Genomic DNA, 15,540 nt, shown 5'->3' with positions numbered 1-15,540 from the left:
TGACGGCCGATCTGGAGGAACCCATGCCTGAACGCGACGACCTGCTCGCCCTCGTGACCGATCAGCGCACCAACTTTCTCTACACCGTCGCCGGACTGGACGACGCGGGGGCCCGCGCCCGGACGACGGTCAGCGAGCTGACCCTCGGAGGGCTCCTGAAGCACCTCGGTCTCGTGCAGCGCAGCTGGCTGGACGTCGTCGAGGGCACCGCTCCCGCCGAGGTCGGCTGGGCGGACCTCGACCCCGACGGCAACCGGATGACCGACACCGAGACGGTGCCCGATCTGCTGGAGGCCTTCCACGCGGCGGCGGCCGCGTTCGACTGCGCGGCGCGCGAGGAGGCCGACCTCGACCGCGAGGTCACGCTGCCCACCTACCCCTGGTCGCCCCCGGAGCCGGTCGTCTGGACCGTCCGTCGCGTCCTGTGGCACATCTTCCGGGAGATCGCCCACCACAGCGGCCACGCCGACATCATTCGCGAGGCCCTCGACGGTGCCAGCACCACGGCGAGGATGGCCGAGGCGGCGTCGAAGGGGCAGTAGCAGGGCGCCACGGGCGCGGCCGTGCCGGGAGCGGGCGCGCGAGGCACGATGGAAGGGAGCGGAGGAAGGAGGCGCGCGCATGGGATCCGCAAAGGGAACCGACGAGTACGCCGGGCTGTACTCGCACACCCCCTCACAGGCCGAGGGCGAACGGGACGAGCCCGCCGCGCGGGGCAGCGCCCTGGAGACACACCCCGACGTCCCCCGGACCGAACCCTCCCAGGCCGAGGGAGACCGTACGGAGTAGGGGGCGGGGCGGTTCAGCCGTCGGCCGGAAGGATCCGGAACGCGCTGAACCCGGGGGTCAGGGGTTTGACGGCCCTGAAGTTCCGCTGGTCGAGAGTGAAGACGCGGTCGGTCCTGTACCGGTCGGCGAGGACGACTCCCACCGCGTCCGCGAGGTCCAGCCGCAGCCCCCCGTAGTCGCGGCGTACCGTGTGCGCCGCGACCAGGTCGGCGGGTCTCAGGTCCGCGAGTCTGTACTGGCCGTCCGTGACGCGCGCGTTGAGGGCTTCCATGACCCGCATGGCCGCCGGGAAGCCGAGGTCCCGGTGGACGAGGTGGTCCAGCTCCGTGAGCACCAGCGGAGAGATGGCCAGTCTCTCGTACTCCAGGATCTTCGCTGCGCCGGAATGCTCAGGCTGCGCGCTGTCGAACGCCGCGTACAGGGCGGATGTGTCGGCGACGATGATCAACGGCGCGCTGCTCGTTCCTTGATGTGCTCGTACACCACGTCGTCCATCGCCTCGGGGCTGAGCGGGCGCCCGCTGTCGAAGACCGGGAGATCTCCGCTGCGCTTGGGCCGCTCCGCGTGGTCCAGGATCATGGCGACGCCCCTTCTGATGAGCTCCGCCTTGCTGACCCCCGTCGCGGACGACTCGGCGTCCAGCCGCACTTCCAGTTCCTCGGGAAGGTACACCGTGGTCTTTTTCATGCCTCCAAAATACCACCCTGCCCTACGTAGGGCAGGGTGGTGGAAGGCTCTCCGCCGTCAAGGAGTCCGCCGTTCCGAATAAATCATGCAAGCATGCTTGCTTGTTTTATGGGGCGCTGGCATGCTCCGGGGCACACCGCCACGCCCCGAGGGGAGCGCACCGTGCCCGACGCATCGGCCGTGACCGCCGCCGTGCTCGACGACATGCGTGAGGAGAGCGACGAACTCGACCTGCTGGTAGCGGGGTTGAGTGCGCAGGAGTGGACCGCACCGACCCCTGCCGAGGGGTGGACCGTCGCCCACCAGATCGCCCACCTCAACTGGACCGACGAGGTGGCCCTGGTCGCCGCCACGCAGCCCGACTCCTTCTCCGCCGAGGTGGAGAAGGCGCTCGCGGCCCCCGAGACCTTCGTCGACGAGGCGGCCGAGGAGGCCGTCGCCGCCCTGACGCCCGCGGACCTGCTCGTGGAGTGGCGGGAGGGGAGGGCGCGGCTCCAGGAAGCGCTCCGCGCGGCGCCGGACGGAGCGAAACTGCCCTGGTACGGCCCGCCCATGAGCGTCGCCTCGATGGCGACCGCCCGCCTCATGGAGACCTGGGCGCACGGCCAGGACATCGCCGACGCGCTCGGGGTGACCAGGAGGCCGACCGCACGGCTGCGGCACGTCGCCAGGATCGGTGTCCGGGCCCGGGACTACGCCTACTTCGTGCGGGGCCTGCGACCTCCCGCCGAGCAGTTCCGGGTGGAGCTGCGCGCGGAGGACGGCGGGTTGACGGTGTACGGGCCCGAGGACGCAGGTCAGCGGGTCACCGGGCCGCTCCTCGACTTCTGTCTGCTCGTCACCCAGCGCGCCCACCGGGACGACCTCGCCGTCGAGGCGGTGGGCCCGGACGCCGGGCAGTGGCTGGACATCGCGCAGGCCTTCGCCGGGCCCGCCGGACCCGGGCGCCCCCGGAAGGCGGACGCCGGGCCCGCCGGACCCGGGCGCCCCCGGAAGGCGGACCGGTGACCCGGCCCCTGCGCATCGGCAACGCCTCCGGCTTCTACGGTGACCGCTTCGACGCCGTGCACGACATGCTCACCGACGGCCCGCTGGACGTCCTGACCGGTGACTACCTCGCCGAACTCACCATGCTCATCCTGGGCCGCAGCCGCCTCAAGGACCCGAAGCGCGGATACGCCTCGACGTTCCTCCGGCAGCTGGAGGAGAACCTCGGACTCGCCCACGAGCGGGGCGTGAAGATCGTCACCAACGCCGGCGGCCTCAACCCGGCCGGGCTCGCCGACGCCGTGAGGGCGCTGGCGGACCGGACCGGCATACCCGTGCGCGTCGCCCATGTGGAGGGCGACAGCCGCCCGGTGCCCGACGGCTGCCTCACCGCCAACGCCTACCTCGGCGGTGGAGGCATCGCCGCATGTCTGCGGGGCGGGGCCGACATCGTCGTCACCGGCCGGGTCACCGACGCCGCCCTCGTCACCGGCCCCGCCGCCGCCCACTTCGGCTGGGGTCCCGGCGACCACGACGCGCTCGCCGGGGCCGTCGTCGCCGGGCACGTCCTGGAGTGCGGGACGCAGGCCACCGGCGGGAACTACTCCTTCTTCGGCGACCACGACGTCCGCCGGCCGGGCTTCCCGCTCGCCGAGATCCACGCGGACGGAAGCAGCGTCATCACCAAGCACGACGGGACGGGCGGCGTCGTCGACATCGGCACCGTCACCGCCCAACTGCTGTACGAGACCGCCGGCGCCCGCTACGCCGGACCCGACGTCACCGCCCGGCTCGACACCGTGCGGCTCACCCAGGACGGGCCCGACCGGGTGCGGATCAGCGGTGTACGCGGAGAGGCGCCGCCCTCCACGCTGAAGGTCGGCGTCAACCGGCTCGGTGGCTGGCGCAACGAGGTCGTCTTCGTGCTGACGGGACTCGACATCGACGCCAAGTCCCGTCTCGTGAAGGACCAGTTCGCCGACGCCCTCGACCGCGCGGGCTCTAAGCCCGCCGAGGTGCGGTGGGAGCTCGCCCGTACCGACCGGGCCGACGCCGGCACCGAGGAGACGGCGAGTGCCCTGCTCCGGCTGGTCGTGCGCGACCCGGACGCGGAGGCGGTCGGCCGCGCCGTGTCCGGAGCGGCGGTCGAGCTGGCACTCGGCAGCTACCCGGGCTTCCACGTGACCGCCCCGCCCGGCAAGGGCGCTCCGTACGGGGTGTTCGAGGCCGCGTACGTACCGGCCGGCGAGGTCGAGCACGTCGCCGTGCTGCCGGACGGGTCACGGGAGGCTGTACCGGCCGCCGGGTCGTACAGAGAGCTCGACGCGGTGGCGGAACCGGACCTGCCCGAACCGCTGCCCGCCGGTCCCACACGTGCCGTCCCCCTCGGGCGGATCGCGGGCGCCCGCAGCGGCGACAAGGGCGGGGACGCCAACGTCGGGGTGTGGGTCCGCTCCGACGACGCCTGGCGGTGGCTGGCCCACGAACTGACCGTCGCCCGCTTCCGGGAGCTCCTTCCGGAGACCGCCGGACTCACCGTCGTACGCCATGTCCTGCCCCGGCTGCGGGCGCTCAACTTCGTCGTCCGCGGCCTCCTCGGCGAGGGCGTCGCGGCGCAGGCACGGTTCGACCCGCAGGCGAAGGCGCTGGGGGAGTGGCTGCGGTCCCGGCACGTCACCGTCCCCGTGCAGCTGCCGGCCGATCCGGAGGTGATCGCATGACCGTCCTGCCCACCGCGCTCGACACCACGGGCCCCGACTACGCCGCCCACCGCGAGGCGATGCTCGCGAAGCTCGCCGAGCTGGAGACCGAGCACGCCAAGGCCCTCGCCGGCGGCGGCGAGAAGTACACGGCCCGCCACCGGAAGCGCGGAAAGCTCCTCGCCCGCGAGCGGATCGAGCTGCTGGTCGACCCGGACACCCCGTTCCTGGAGCTGTCCCCGCTGGCGGCCTGGGGCAGCGACTACGCGGTGGGTGCCTCGCTCGTCACCGGCATCGGGATCGTGTCCGGCGTCGAGTGCCTGATCACCGCCAACGACCCGACGGTACGCGGCGGGGCCTCCAACCCGTGGACCTTGAAGAAGGCGCTACGGGCCAACGAGATCGCCTTCGCCAACCGGCTGCCCTGCATCAGCCTCGTGGAGTCGGGCGGGGCCGACCTGCCCTCCCAGAAGGAGATCTTCATCCCGGGCGGGGCGCTGTTCCGCGACCTGACGCGGCTGTCCGCCGCCGGGATCCCCACCGTCGCCGTGGTGTTCGGCAACTCCACGGCCGGAGGCGCGTACGTCCCCGGCATGTCCGACCACACCGTGATGATCAAGGAGCGGTCCAAGGTCTTCCTCGGCGGACCGCCCCTGGTGAAGATGGCCACCGGCGAGGAGAGCGACGACGAGTCCCTCGGCGGCGCCGAGATGCACGCCCGCACCTCCGGTCTCGCCGACCACTACGCCCTCGACGAGCACGACGCGCTGCGCCAGGCCCGCCGGATCGTCGCCCGGCTCAACTGGCGCAAGGCACACCCGGATCCGGGCCCCGCCGAGCCGCCGAAGTACGACGAGGACGAACTCGTGGGGATCGTGCCCGGCGACCTCAAGGTCCCCTTCGACCCGCGCGAGGTCATCGCCCGGCTGGTCGACGGCTCGGACTTCGACGCCTTCAAACCGCTCTACGGCACGAGCCTGGTCACCGGCTGGGCGCGCCTGCACGGCTACCCCGTCGGCATCCTCGCCAACGCGCAGGGCGTGCTGTTCAGCGAGGAGTCGCAGAAGGCCGCGCAGTTCATCCAGCTGGCCAACCAGCGCGACATCCCCCTCCTCTTCCTGCACAACACCACCGGCTACATGGTCGGCAAGGAGTACGAGCAGGGCGGCATCATCAAGCACGGCGCGATGATGATCAACGCGGTGTCCAACTCCAAGGTCCCGCACCTCTCCGTGCTGATGGGCGCCTCCTACGGCGCCGGGCACTACGGCATGTGCGGCCGGGCCTACGACCCCCGCTTCCTGTTCGCCTGGCCCAGCAGCAAGTCCGCCGTCATGGGAGCCCAGCAGCTCGCCGGCGTCCTCTCCATCGTCGCCCGCGCCTCCTCCGCCGCGAAGGGGCTGCCCTACGACGACGAGGCCGACGCCGGGCTGCGCGCCATGGTGGAACAGCAGATCGAGTCCGAGTCGCTGCCGATGTTCCTCTCGGGGCGGCTGTACGACGACGGGGTCATCGACCCCCGCGACACCAGGACCGTCCTCGGGATGTGCCTGTCCGCGATCCATACGGCACCGGTCGAAGGCGCGCGCGGCTTCGGCGTCTTCCGGATGTGAGGCATCGGATGATCACCACACTGCTGGTCGCCAACCGGGGCGAGATCGCCTGCCGGATCTTCCGCACCTGCCGGGAACTGGGCATCGCCACCGTCGCGGTGTACTCGGACGCGGACGCCGGAGCCCTGCACGTACGGGAGGCCGACACCGCCGTACGCCTGCCGGGCGCCGCACCCTCCGACACCTACCTGCGCGGCGACCTCGTCGTCGCCGCCGCGCTCGCCGCGGGGGCCGACGCCGTGCACCCGGGGTACGGCTTCCTCTCGGAGAACGCCGGGTTCGCCCGGGCCGTGCAGGACGCCGGCCTCCTCTGGGTGGGGCCGCCGGTCAAGGCCATCGAGCTGATGGCGTCCAAGACCCGCGCCAAGGAGCTGATGGCCGCCGCCGGTGTTCCCCTGCTCGCCCCGGTCGACCCGGGGAGCGCCACCACCGCCGACCTGCCGCTGCTGCTCAAGGCGGCGGCGGGCGGCGGAGGGCGCGGGATGCGGATCGTGCGGGACCTCGCCTCGCTCCCCGGCGAGCTGACCGCCGCCTCCGCCGAGGCCGCCGGTGCCTTCGGGGACGGTGAGGTCTTCGCCGAGCCGTACGTCGAACGGGGCCGGCACGTCGAGGTCCAGGTCATGGCCGACGGACAGGGCACGGTGTGGGCGCTCGGCACCCGCGACTGCTCCCTCCAGCGCCGCCACCAGAAGGTCGTCGAGGAGGCCCCCGCGCCCGGCCTCGACGACGGACTGCGCCGGCACCTGCACGACGCGGCCGTGGCCGCCGCGCAGGCCGTCGGCTACCGGGGCGCGGGCACCGTCGAGTTCCTCGTGTCGGCCGAGGGGCGGCCCTTCTTCCTGGAGATGAACACCCGGCTCCAGGTCGAACACCCCGTCACGGAAGCCGTGTTCGGACTCGACCTCGTCGCCCTGCAACTGCAAGTCGCGGAAGGCGGACCGCTCCCCGCGACCGCCCCGCCCGAACCGCGCGGCCACGCCGTCGAGGCACGGCTGTACGCCGAGGACCCGGCCCGTGACTGGCAGCCGCAGACCGGAGCACTGCTCTCGCTCGACGTGCCGGAGGCGCCCGGACTGCGCCTCGACACCGGATACGCGGGCGGAGACACGATCGGCGTGCACTACGACCCGATGATCGCCAAGGTCATCGCCCACGCCCCCACCCGCACCGAGGCCGTACGCCTCCTCGCCCGCGCCCTGGAACGCGCCCGCATCCACGGCCCGATCACCAACCGGGACCTCCTCGTGCGCTCGCTGCGCCACCAGGACTTCGTCGCGGCACGCCTCGACACCGGCTTCTACGACCGGCACCTGACCGCACTGACGGCGACCGCCGCACCCGGCGCGGACTCCGCCCGCCGCCTCGCCGCCACCGCCGCCGCACTCGCCGCGGCCGGGCCCTCCCCGGCGGGGAGCACCACGGGCCCGGCCCGCTTCGGGGCCTGGCGCAACCTCACCTCGCAGCCGCAGACCCGGAGCTACCGCAGCGATCCCGACGGCACCGAGTACGAGATCGCCTACCGCACCGGCCGGGACCGCATCCCGGCCCCGGAGACCGGCGAGCGGGTCGTCGCCGTACGCCCCGGCTCGGTCTCCCTCGAGACCGGCGGTGTCACACGGCACTTCACCGTCACCATCCACGGTGACCGGACCCATGTGGACACCTCGTCCGGCTCGTACGCCTTCACCGTGCTGCCCCGCTTCACCGACCCCGCCGAACGCACCGAACCCGGCTCCCTGCTCGCCCCCATGCCCGGCACCGTCGTCCGCCTCGCCGAGGGGCTCGCACCGGGCACGGCCGTCGAGGCCGGGCAGCCGCTGATCTGGCTGGAGGCGATGAAGATGGAGCACCGCATCCTCGCCCCCGCCTCCGGCACCCTCACCGCGCTCCACGCCGCCCCCGGACTCCAGGTAGAGGTCGGCGCACTGCTCGCCGTCGTACAGGACGCACCCGCGGACGCCCCAGCGCCCGTATCCGCGAACGCCCCCGCGCCTGACCCCGCGCCTGACCCCGCGAACGCCCCCGTGCACGCACCCGCGCACCAGGAGGAGACGACCCCATGAGCACCGTCCTCGAAACCGAAGAGCACAAGGCACTCCGCTCCGCCGTCGCCGCCCTCGGCAAGCGCTTCGGCCGCGGCTACACCACTGACCTGTTCCGCGACGGCGAGCACCCCCGCGAGCTGTGGGAGGAGGCGGGCAAGCTCGGCTACCTCGGCGTCAACCTCCCCGAGGAGTACGGCGGCGGGGGCGGCGGCATGGCCGAACTCTCCATCGTCCTGGAGGAGCTCGGCGCCGCGGGCAGCCCCCTCCTCATGATGGTCGTCTCCCCGGCGATCTGCGGCACCGTCATCGCCCGCTACGGCACCGAGGAGCAGAAACGGGCCTGGCTCCCCGGCCTCTCCGACGGCTCCCTGAGCATGTCGTTCGGCATCACCGAGCCCGACGCCGGGTCGAACTCCCACCGCATCACGACGACGGCCCGCCGCGACGGCGAGGACTGGATCCTCACCGGCCGCAAGGTCTTCATATCCGGCGTCGACATCTCCGACGCCACCCTGATCGTCGGCCGCACCGAGGACGCCGGGTCCGGCAGCCTCAAGCCCTGCCTCTTCATCGTCCCCCGCGACACCCCCGGCTTCACCCGCACCCAGATCGACATGGAACTGCACGCCGCCGAGAAGCAGTTCGAGCTGGTCCTCGACGACGTCAGGCTGCCCGCCGGGGCGCTCGTCGGCGAGGAGGCGGACACGGGGCTGCTCCAGCTCTTCGCCGGACTGAACCCGGAACGCATCATGGGCGCCGCCTTCTCCATCGGCATGGGCCGCTACGCCGTCGAGAAGGCGGTGGACTACGCGAGGACCCGCACCGTCTGGAAGGGCGCGCCCATCGGCTCCCACCAGGCCATCGCCCATCCGCTCGCCCAGGCGCACATCGAGCTGGAGCTCGCACGGCTGATGATGCAGAAGGCAGCGAGGCTCTACGACGACGGCGACGACATCGGCGCGGGCGAGGCCGCCAACATGGCGAAGTACGCCGCGGCCGAGGCCTGCGTCAGGGCCGTCGACCAGGCCGTCCACACCCTCGGCGGCAACGGCCTCACCCGCGAGTACGGGCTCGCCTCGCTGGTCACGGCCGCGCGTGTCTCCCGTATCGCACCCGTCAGCCGGGAAATGATCCTGAACTACGTCTCCCACCAGACCCTGGGCCTGCCGAAGTCGTACTGACGCCGCCCTCACGCGTCCGGCCGCGTCCCAGGTCTCCCCATCCGCCCCCGCAGGGGCGATTCTGGCTCTCCACCCGCGTCGAAGGGGACCGCCATGGTGTTCCACAGCGAGTACGCAGACGTCCAGCCCCTCGAAACACCCATCCACGAAGCGGTCCTCGGGAACGCCGCGGACTTCGGTGACACACCCGCGCTGATCGACGGCACCAACGGGATGACCGTCACCTACGGCCAGCTCGACACCTTCCACCGGCGTATCGCCGCTCACCTCGCCGAGGCCGGACTGCGCAAGGGCGACGTGCTCGCCCTGCACAGCCCCAACACGATCGCCTACCCGGCCGTCTTCTACGGGGCGACCCGGGCCGGCGCCACCGTCACCACCATCCACCCGCTCGCCACCGCCGAGGAGTTCGCCAAACAGCTCGGGGACTCCGCCACCCGCTGGATCGTCACCGTGTCCCCGCTCCTCGACGTCGCCCGCCGCGCCGCCGAACTCGCGGGCGGTGTCGAGGAGATCTACGTCTGCGACCAGGCCGAGGGCCACACCTCCGTACTCGACATGCTGGGATCCACCGCGCCCGAGCCCGACATCGCCTTCGACCCGGCCGAGGACATCGCCGTACTCCCGTACTCCTCCGGGACCACCGGCACCCCCAAGGGCGTCATGCTCACGCACCGCTCCATCGCCACCAACCTGGAGCAACTGCGGCCCTTCGTCCCACTCGGCGAGCGCGACCGCATCCTGGCCGTGCTGCCGTTCTTCCACATCTACGGGCTGACCGCCCTCATGAACGGGCCGCTGCGCTACGGCGCCACGGTCGTCGTCCTGCCCCGTTTCGACCTCGCCCAGTTCCTGGAGACGATCCAGACCCACCGCATCACCGGCCTGTACGTCGCCCCGCCCATCGTCCTGGCCCTCGCCAAGCACCCGATCGTCGGCGACTACGACCTCTCGTCGCTGGAGTACATCGTCAGCGCCGCGGCGCCCCTGGACGCCGACCTCGCCGCCGCATGCTCCACCCGCCTCGGTGTCCCCGCCGTACGGCAGGCCTACGGCATGACGGAACTCTCGCCCGGCACCCATGTGGTTCCCCTCGACGCGGAGAACCCGCCGCCGGGCGCCGTCGGGAAGCTGCTGCCCGGCACCGAGATGCGGATCGTCTCGCTCACCGATCCCGGCATCGACGTGGACTCCGGAACCGACGGCGAGATCCTCATCCGCGGCCCCCAGGTGATGAAGGGCTACCTGGGCCGCCCCGACGCGACCGACGCCATGATCGACGTCGACGGCTGGCTGCACACCGGGGACGTGGGACGGGTCGACGCGGACGGCTGGCTGTACGTCGTCGACCGGGTCAAGGAACTCATCAAGTACAAGGGCTACCAGGTCGCCCCAGCCGATCTGGAGGCGATCCTCCTCACCCACCCCGAGATCGCCGACGCCGCCGTCATCGGGGTCTACGACGCCGACGGCAACGAGGTCCCGAAGGCCTTCGTGGTCCGCAGCCCCGGAGCGGGGGACCTCACCGAGGAGGACGTCCTGACACACGTCGCCGAGCGCGTCTCGCCGTACAAGAAGATCAGACGGGCCGAGTTCATCGAGGCCGTGCCCCGCGCGGTGTCCGGCAAGATCCTGCGGCGCGAGCTGCGCGACCGGGAGAAGCAGCGATGACCCTTGCACCCCCGTCCCACGACCGGGGCATCACCACCCTCACCCTCGACTCCCCGGCCAACCGCAACGCGCTCTCCGCGACGCTGGTCGGTGAGCTGACCGAGGCGCTGGCCGGGTGCGCGGGCGACGACGTGGTGCGTGCGGTCGTGCTCACCCACACCGGCAACACGTTCTGCGCGGGCGCCGACCTGACCGCACCACCCGAACCGGCGGCCTTCGTCGGGCTGATGCGGGCGATCGTCGCCCTGCCCAAGCCCGTCGTCGCCCGCGTCACCGGCCACGTCCGGGCCGGCGGCCTCGGGCTCCTCGGCGCGTGCGACGTCTCGGTGGCGGGACCCGACGCCACCTTCGCCCTCACCGAGTCCCGGCTGGGCCTAGCCCCCGCAGTCATCTCCCTGCCCCTGCTGCCCCGCCTCGACCCGCGCGCAGCCGCCCGCTACTACCTCACCGGGGAACGCTTCGACGCGGCGGAGGCCGCCCGCATCGGCCTCATCACCCTGGCCGCCGGGCCCGAGGACGTGGACAAGGCGCTCGTACCGGTACTCGACGGACTCCGCAGGGCGTCGCCCCAGGGGCTGGCGGCGTCGAAGGAGCTGGTCACGGCTAGTGTGCTGAGGAGTTTCGACCAGTACGCAGAAGACCTCATCGCCCGTTCGGCAGCGCTCTTCGCCTCCGACGACGCACGGGAGGGGATGACGGCCTTCCTGGAACGACGGGATCCCGCATGGGTGCTGTGACGCCCCCGAAGCAGGACAGGAGCCGCGCCACCCGGCAACGGCTCCTGGCGTCCGCGGTGGCCTGCCTCGCCGAACACGGCTGGGCGGGCTCCACGGTCACCGTCGTCGCCGAACACGCGGGGGTCTCACGGGGCGCCGCCCAGCACCACTTCCCGACCCGCGAGGACCTGTTCACCGGCGCCGTCGAGTACGTCGCCGAGGAACGCTCCGCCGCCCTGCGCGCCCTGCCCGTCCAGGGCCGCGCGGCGGTGATCGCCGCCCTGGTCGACCTCTACACCGGCCCGCTCTTCCGCGCCGCCCTCCAGCTCTGGGTCGCCGCCTCGAACGAAGCCCAGCTGAGGCCCCGCGTCACCGAACTGGAGGCCCGCGTCGGCCGGGAGACCCACCGGATCGCCGTCGAACTCCTCCGCGCCGACGAAACCCGCCCCGGCGTCCGCGAGACGGTCCAGGGCATCCTCGACATGGCTCGCGGCCTGGGCCTCGCCAACGTCCTCACGGACGACAGGGCACGGCGGGAAAGGGTGGTCGCGCAGTGGGCGGCCCTGCTGGACGAGGCGCTGGGCTGACGCGTGGTGGGGGACGGGCACCCGCACTCAGCGGGACCTGAGCAGCTCCCTCACGTGGCCCGCGAGGGCGCGGACCTCGGACTCGGCGAGTCCTCCGGCGGGACGGCCCTCGGGCTCCGCCGCTTCGGGCCGGCCGCAGGGGCGGCAGAGCCCGTCGGGCAGGGCCTCCGGGCGACCGGCAGCGCCGCACTTGACGCACTCCATCATCGCGCGCCGGACGCCGCCTCCTGGCGTGTGCGGCGTGGTGGCCTGCGGAACGTACGGCGGGATCTTGTCGGCGAGACGGCGGCGGACCAGCCCGACGGGCGAACCGACCTGGGCGGGCAGCCCTGAGGTGAGGGCGTGCGTCAGGTAGTCGGTGCTCACGCCCCGGGCCAGCCACTCGGCGGCCGGTGCCTCCAGCACCGCGCAGTCGGCCGCGGACAGGGCCAGGCGTGGTTCGGTACGGCCGAGCTGCGCCAGGGCCAGATAGGCGGGCGAGGGGACGGGGTCCGCGGCCGGGGCGGGCTCCGGGCCCCGCTGCTGCGGCACGACCGGCGCTGCGGGCGGTTCGGCCACGGGGGCCGGTTCCGCCTTCGGTACCCAGGAGGGCGGCTGCTGTACGGAGGACGGGGCCGCCTCTCGCTGCTCCGGGGCGAGGCGGGCACCCCACCACTCGTTGTCGCGCGCGGTACGGGACCAGAACGTCCGGAAGACCCAGCGGACCTGTTCGCCCTCACCGACCAGGCAGCGCACGCGACGCAGATAGCCCGCCACGGACAGGGTCCGCAGGGCCGAGCCGACCGCCTGCTGGCCGTAGAGCGGCAGCTGCTTGGCGAGGCTCTTCACGTCCATCGAGGCGCCGTCGGGAAGGTGGTCGATAAACCCGGCGATGCAGCGCTCGCGCGGCGGCAGGAGCGTGAAGTCGTCGGCGCACGCGGGGGACTGGTCCGGCATGGACCGCTTGCCGTAACCGGGATTCGCCATCGGGTACGGGCGGGAGAGTGCGGGGGTGCTGAGGGCAGGACTAATGTGCTGGGTAGCCACGGGATCGCCTTTTCGATCGTGGGGTGAGACCCCGGCCGGTGCTCTAACACCGTGTCGGGGTCGTTCGTTTGGTCGCACCGTAAGCAGTCGTGACGCTTCGCCGCAAGCCGATCACGATTAGTCATACTTGCTGGCCGTGACGGGGAGGGGAGGTGGGGGAGGTTTCCCAAAACCCTTCTTTTCCCTACCGGTTGAAAGAAGGAGCTCGAATCCCGGCGCCCGGGTCCCGGCACCCGGATCCCGAAGCTCAAGCTTCGGGCGCACCCTCCTCCACGTACACCCGGAGGAGTGAACGTGCCGATCTCGGGGCTCGCGACGCGAGATCCGAGCTTCGGGCCGCGCCTGGTGGCCCGTGGGGAGGACCGGTCAGGCGTCGAGGTCGAGTGAGCCGTTCCTGACGGCTGTGACGAAGGCCGACCAGCTCGCCGTGGACGCGATCACGGCCGGTCCGTGGGAGACCTTGCTGTCCCGTACGGGGACGACGTCGTAGCCGCGGGCCACCTCAAGGCATTCGCCCTGGCTGCCGCCGCTGTAGCTGGACTTGTACCACCGAGCGAGCGTGGACGAGTCGGATACGCAGTGCTCAGTGCTGGCCATCTCTGTGTTCCTCCGCTGCCGCCCGGACGGCGGTCAATGATTCGCGCCGCGACATCGCGTCACTCAGCGCAAGAGCGTAGGCGGTCTGACTGGTACTCACCAGTGAGGGATCGTCGAGAAGGCTCCCCGAGAGGAAGCCCTCGACGTATGCCACGGGTGCGGAGTCCCGAAAGCTCATGAGAGTGAGCAGCCCCTCCTGGAGCGCGTACGCACCGGCTCCGAATGGCAGTACGTGCAGACGGAGGCGCCCGGAGGCGGCCATATCCGCGATCTTGTCGAGCTGCTCTGCCATGACCTGAGGTCCTCCTACCTGGCGGCGGAGCACGGCTTCGTCGAGGATCGTCCAGACGACTGGCTTGATCGGCCCGTCAAGCACTTGGGCACGCTCTGTTCGGATGACGACGTCTCTGTCAAGCTCCGCAGATTGGTGGTTCGGCCGGTAGGCGGAGAACAGTGCGCGGGCGTAACCCTCGGTCTGGAGGAGCCCGGGGACGAGGGCTGGGGCGAACTGCCGAATCTCCGTCGCATGCCGTTCCAGCTCGGCCACCGCCGCGAAGTGGTCGACGAACTTCGTGTCCAGATCCTCCAGCCACCGGGCGAAGAACCCGTCCGTGCTCAGCGCCCGGTCGATCCGCTGGGCGTCATCCGGGTTGGGCAGCCGACGGCCCGCCTCGAAGTGGCTGATGAGGGTCGGCGAGCACACGATCTGCTCGCTCAACGCCTCCTGGGTCAGCCCCGCCGCCGTGCGCCTGAGCCGCAGCTCCTCGCCGTACTTCACCCGTGCCGTGCGTGGCCTGTGATGCGACGTCATGCGACCAACTCCCCAGGATGACAGGCGCGCTGTCAGGCGTGAACCCCTGGCAGCGTACCGAGCGACGACCTCATTCTGTGAAGAGTTGAGCACGGAGCGCAGTCGTTCGCTCCTTCGTGTGGCGTGGCCACGAAATCCGCAGGAAGCAGGAAGCAGGAAGCCATGAGGGACCGCATCGCCCGGATCTTCGAGCTGCTGGCGAGACGGCCGGCGTCGGGAGCAGGGCATCCCCCGAGCGCGTGCACTCGCCCCGACGGGATCACGAGACACTGCACCGGCAAACGTCCGCCGCGTGGCGAGGACAGCCCACTGGTGCGCCCCTACTACGTGGCGCACGAAAGGGAGCGGGAAGCCCGCAGGATCGCGGAGCTGAGGCGGCGGCGTGCGCTCGTGGACATCCCGCGTGGGTGGGAGGCGGCGGCGTGAGGGCGGAGTCCGGAGAAGCGCGGCTGCTCCCGTGGACGACGGCGGGCGGCGAGCCCTGCTATCTCCTCGGGGACGGCGCGGGCACGGTGTCGCGGATGGCGGACCGGGTCGAGAGTGCGCAGCTATCCATGGCCGGGGATCTGCTCGGCCACGCGGCGGACCTGCTGGGCGACCGACGGGCCACCGGCCCCCAGGTGCACTACCTCGCGTGCCGCCTGGCCGAATCGCTGGGGGACGTACGGCGTGTGGCCGAGAGCCGGGGGCGACGGCTGGACGGCACCTCTGACGAGCTTGCGTCCGTCGGCGAGTGATACCCCGTCAACCCCACGGACACGGGCATGGCCTGGTGGTGGGCGTCGACTGGACGCGGGCGGTTGCCGGCCCCGCCAGGACGGGGCGAGAAGTGGCCGGACTGCTCGCGGATGACCCAACCGCCGGAGTGGACACGGCTTCAACCGTGAGCCCGGGGGCACCCTGAACTCCATGACCCGTGGGGGGAAGAACTACCACCTGACCGACGCACTCGGTTCTGTGGTCGCGATGGTCGACGAGACCGGCGCGAAGGTCAACACGGCTGCAGCCCTCGCGGTGTTCTCCCCGTACCACTACCAGCGATTCCGTGCCCCAGCCCTACCGGTCACCGGTGGCTAAAAGGAGACAAGGTGGTCAGCATGTCGGAGCCGCACGTCGGATGGACGATGGAA

17 protein-coding genes are annotated in these 15,540 nt (G+C 71.9%); 12 read left to right on the top strand and 5 right to left on the bottom strand.

The annotated features are described in order from the left end of the window. Positions 1-23: 23 nt before the first annotated feature. Together LWJ43_RS13865 and LWJ43_RS13860 are read left to right on the top strand one after the other, a co-directional pair. Entirely contained in the window at positions 24-542 is a 519-nt protein-coding gene (locus tag LWJ43_RS13865) for a mycothiol transferase (protein WP_277332562.1), read from the top strand. A 79-nt stretch (positions 543-621) separates the two neighbouring features. Further along, complete coding sequence (locus LWJ43_RS13860) at positions 622-789, top strand: hypothetical protein (RefSeq protein WP_186819227.1); 168 nt, start codon at positions 622-624, stop codon at positions 787-789. A 13-nt stretch (positions 790-802) separates the two neighbouring features. Here LWJ43_RS13860 and LWJ43_RS13855 read toward each other — a convergent pair whose 3' ends face one another. Beyond that, a complete protein-coding gene (locus LWJ43_RS13855; RefSeq protein ID WP_277332561.1) occupies positions 803-1,237 on the bottom strand; it encodes a PIN domain-containing protein in 435 nt (144 codons plus the stop codon). Continuing rightward, positions 1,234-1,476, bottom strand: coding sequence for a ribbon-helix-helix domain-containing protein (locus LWJ43_RS13850; protein ID WP_277332560.1), 243 nt, complete (start codon positions 1,474-1,476; stop codon positions 1,234-1,236). The genes LWJ43_RS13855 and LWJ43_RS13850 overlap by 4 nt, the downstream gene beginning before the upstream one ends. Before the next feature lie 162 nt (positions 1,477-1,638). Between LWJ43_RS13850 and LWJ43_RS13845 the strand changes: the two genes are divergently transcribed. The 8 genes from LWJ43_RS13845 (at position 1,639) to LWJ43_RS13810 (ending at position 11,976) form a co-directional block, all read left to right on the top strand. Further along, on the top strand, positions 1,639-2,484 hold the full coding sequence (locus tag LWJ43_RS13845; protein ID WP_277332559.1) for a TIGR03084 family metal-binding protein: 846 nt from the start codon (positions 1,639-1,641) through the stop codon (positions 2,482-2,484). After that, positions 2,481-4,184 carry an acyclic terpene utilization AtuA family protein gene (locus LWJ43_RS13840; RefSeq protein ID WP_277332558.1) on the top strand — a complete coding sequence of 568 codons (1,704 nt, stop codon included), beginning with the start codon at positions 2,481-2,483 and terminating at the stop codon, positions 4,182-4,184. The genes LWJ43_RS13845 and LWJ43_RS13840 overlap by 4 nt, the downstream gene beginning before the upstream one ends. Further along, complete coding sequence (locus LWJ43_RS13835) at positions 4,181-5,776, top strand: acyl-CoA carboxylase subunit beta (protein ID WP_277332557.1); 1,596 nt, start codon at positions 4,181-4,183, stop codon at positions 5,774-5,776. Before LWJ43_RS13840 ends, LWJ43_RS13835 begins: the two co-directional genes overlap by 4 nt. An 8-nt stretch (positions 5,777-5,784) precedes the next feature. Beyond that, the gene (locus LWJ43_RS13830; RefSeq protein ID WP_277332556.1) at positions 5,785-7,839 is read left to right on the top strand and encodes an acetyl/propionyl/methylcrotonyl-CoA carboxylase subunit alpha; all 2,055 of its coding nucleotides are present in this window, start codon (positions 5,785-5,787) and stop codon (positions 7,837-7,839) included. Further along, positions 7,836-9,002 (top strand): acyl-CoA dehydrogenase family protein, encoded by a 1,167-nt coding sequence (locus tag LWJ43_RS13825; protein WP_277332555.1) that lies wholly within the window; start codon positions 7,836-7,838, stop codon positions 9,000-9,002. Before LWJ43_RS13830 ends, LWJ43_RS13825 begins: the two co-directional genes overlap by 4 nt. A 93-nt stretch (positions 9,003-9,095) precedes the next feature. After that, complete coding sequence (locus LWJ43_RS13820; protein WP_277332554.1) at positions 9,096-10,673, top strand: 4-coumarate--CoA ligase family protein; 1,578 nt, start codon at positions 9,096-9,098, stop codon at positions 10,671-10,673. Then, the gene (locus LWJ43_RS13815; protein ID WP_277332553.1) at positions 10,670-11,410 is read left to right on the top strand and encodes an enoyl-CoA hydratase family protein; all 741 of its coding nucleotides are present in this window, start codon (positions 10,670-10,672) and stop codon (positions 11,408-11,410) included. Before LWJ43_RS13820 ends, LWJ43_RS13815 begins: the two co-directional genes overlap by 4 nt. Then, positions 11,398-11,976 carry a TetR/AcrR family transcriptional regulator gene (locus LWJ43_RS13810; protein ID WP_277332552.1) on the top strand — a complete coding sequence of 193 codons (579 nt, stop codon included), beginning with the start codon at positions 11,398-11,400 and terminating at the stop codon, positions 11,974-11,976. The genes LWJ43_RS13815 and LWJ43_RS13810 overlap by 13 nt, the downstream gene beginning before the upstream one ends. A 27-nt stretch (positions 11,977-12,003) precedes the next feature. Here the strand turns inward: LWJ43_RS13810 and LWJ43_RS13805 are convergent, their stop codons facing one another. The 3 genes from LWJ43_RS13805 to LWJ43_RS13795 form a co-directional block, all read right to left on the bottom strand. Beyond that, positions 12,004-12,942, bottom strand: a complete 939-nt coding sequence (locus tag LWJ43_RS13805; protein WP_277332551.1) for a MarR family transcriptional regulator — start codon at positions 12,940-12,942, stop codon at positions 12,004-12,006. A 426-nt stretch (positions 12,943-13,368) separates the two neighbouring features. Further along, positions 13,369-13,599 (bottom strand): DUF397 domain-containing protein, encoded by a 231-nt coding sequence (locus tag LWJ43_RS13800; protein WP_277332550.1) that lies wholly within the window; start codon positions 13,597-13,599, stop codon positions 13,369-13,371. After that, positions 13,586-14,410, bottom strand: a complete 825-nt coding sequence (locus LWJ43_RS13795) for a helix-turn-helix domain-containing protein (protein ID WP_277332549.1) — start codon at positions 14,408-14,410, stop codon at positions 13,586-13,588. The genes LWJ43_RS13800 and LWJ43_RS13795 overlap by 14 nt, the downstream gene beginning before the upstream one ends. Positions 14,411-14,832: 422 nt before the next feature. Here LWJ43_RS13795 and LWJ43_RS13790 point away from each other — a divergent pair, with 422 nt between their 5' ends. Beyond that, complete coding sequence (locus tag LWJ43_RS13790; protein WP_277332548.1) at positions 14,833-15,147, top strand: hypothetical protein; 315 nt, start codon at positions 14,833-14,835, stop codon at positions 15,145-15,147. Positions 15,148-15,319: 172 nt separating this feature from the next. Beyond that, positions 15,320-15,487 carry a hypothetical protein gene (locus tag LWJ43_RS13785; RefSeq protein WP_277332547.1) on the top strand — a complete coding sequence of 56 codons (168 nt, stop codon included), beginning with the start codon at positions 15,320-15,322 and terminating at the stop codon, positions 15,485-15,487. Positions 15,488-15,540: the final 53 nt, after the last annotated feature.

Origin of the sequence: Streptomyces sp. JH34 (genome assembly GCF_029428875.1) — a bacterium.
GTDB lineage: Bacteria > Actinomycetota > Actinomycetes > Streptomycetales > Streptomycetaceae > Streptomyces.
Note: the sequence above shows the minus strand (reverse complement) of the source record. Positions and strands in the feature narration are given on the sequence as shown.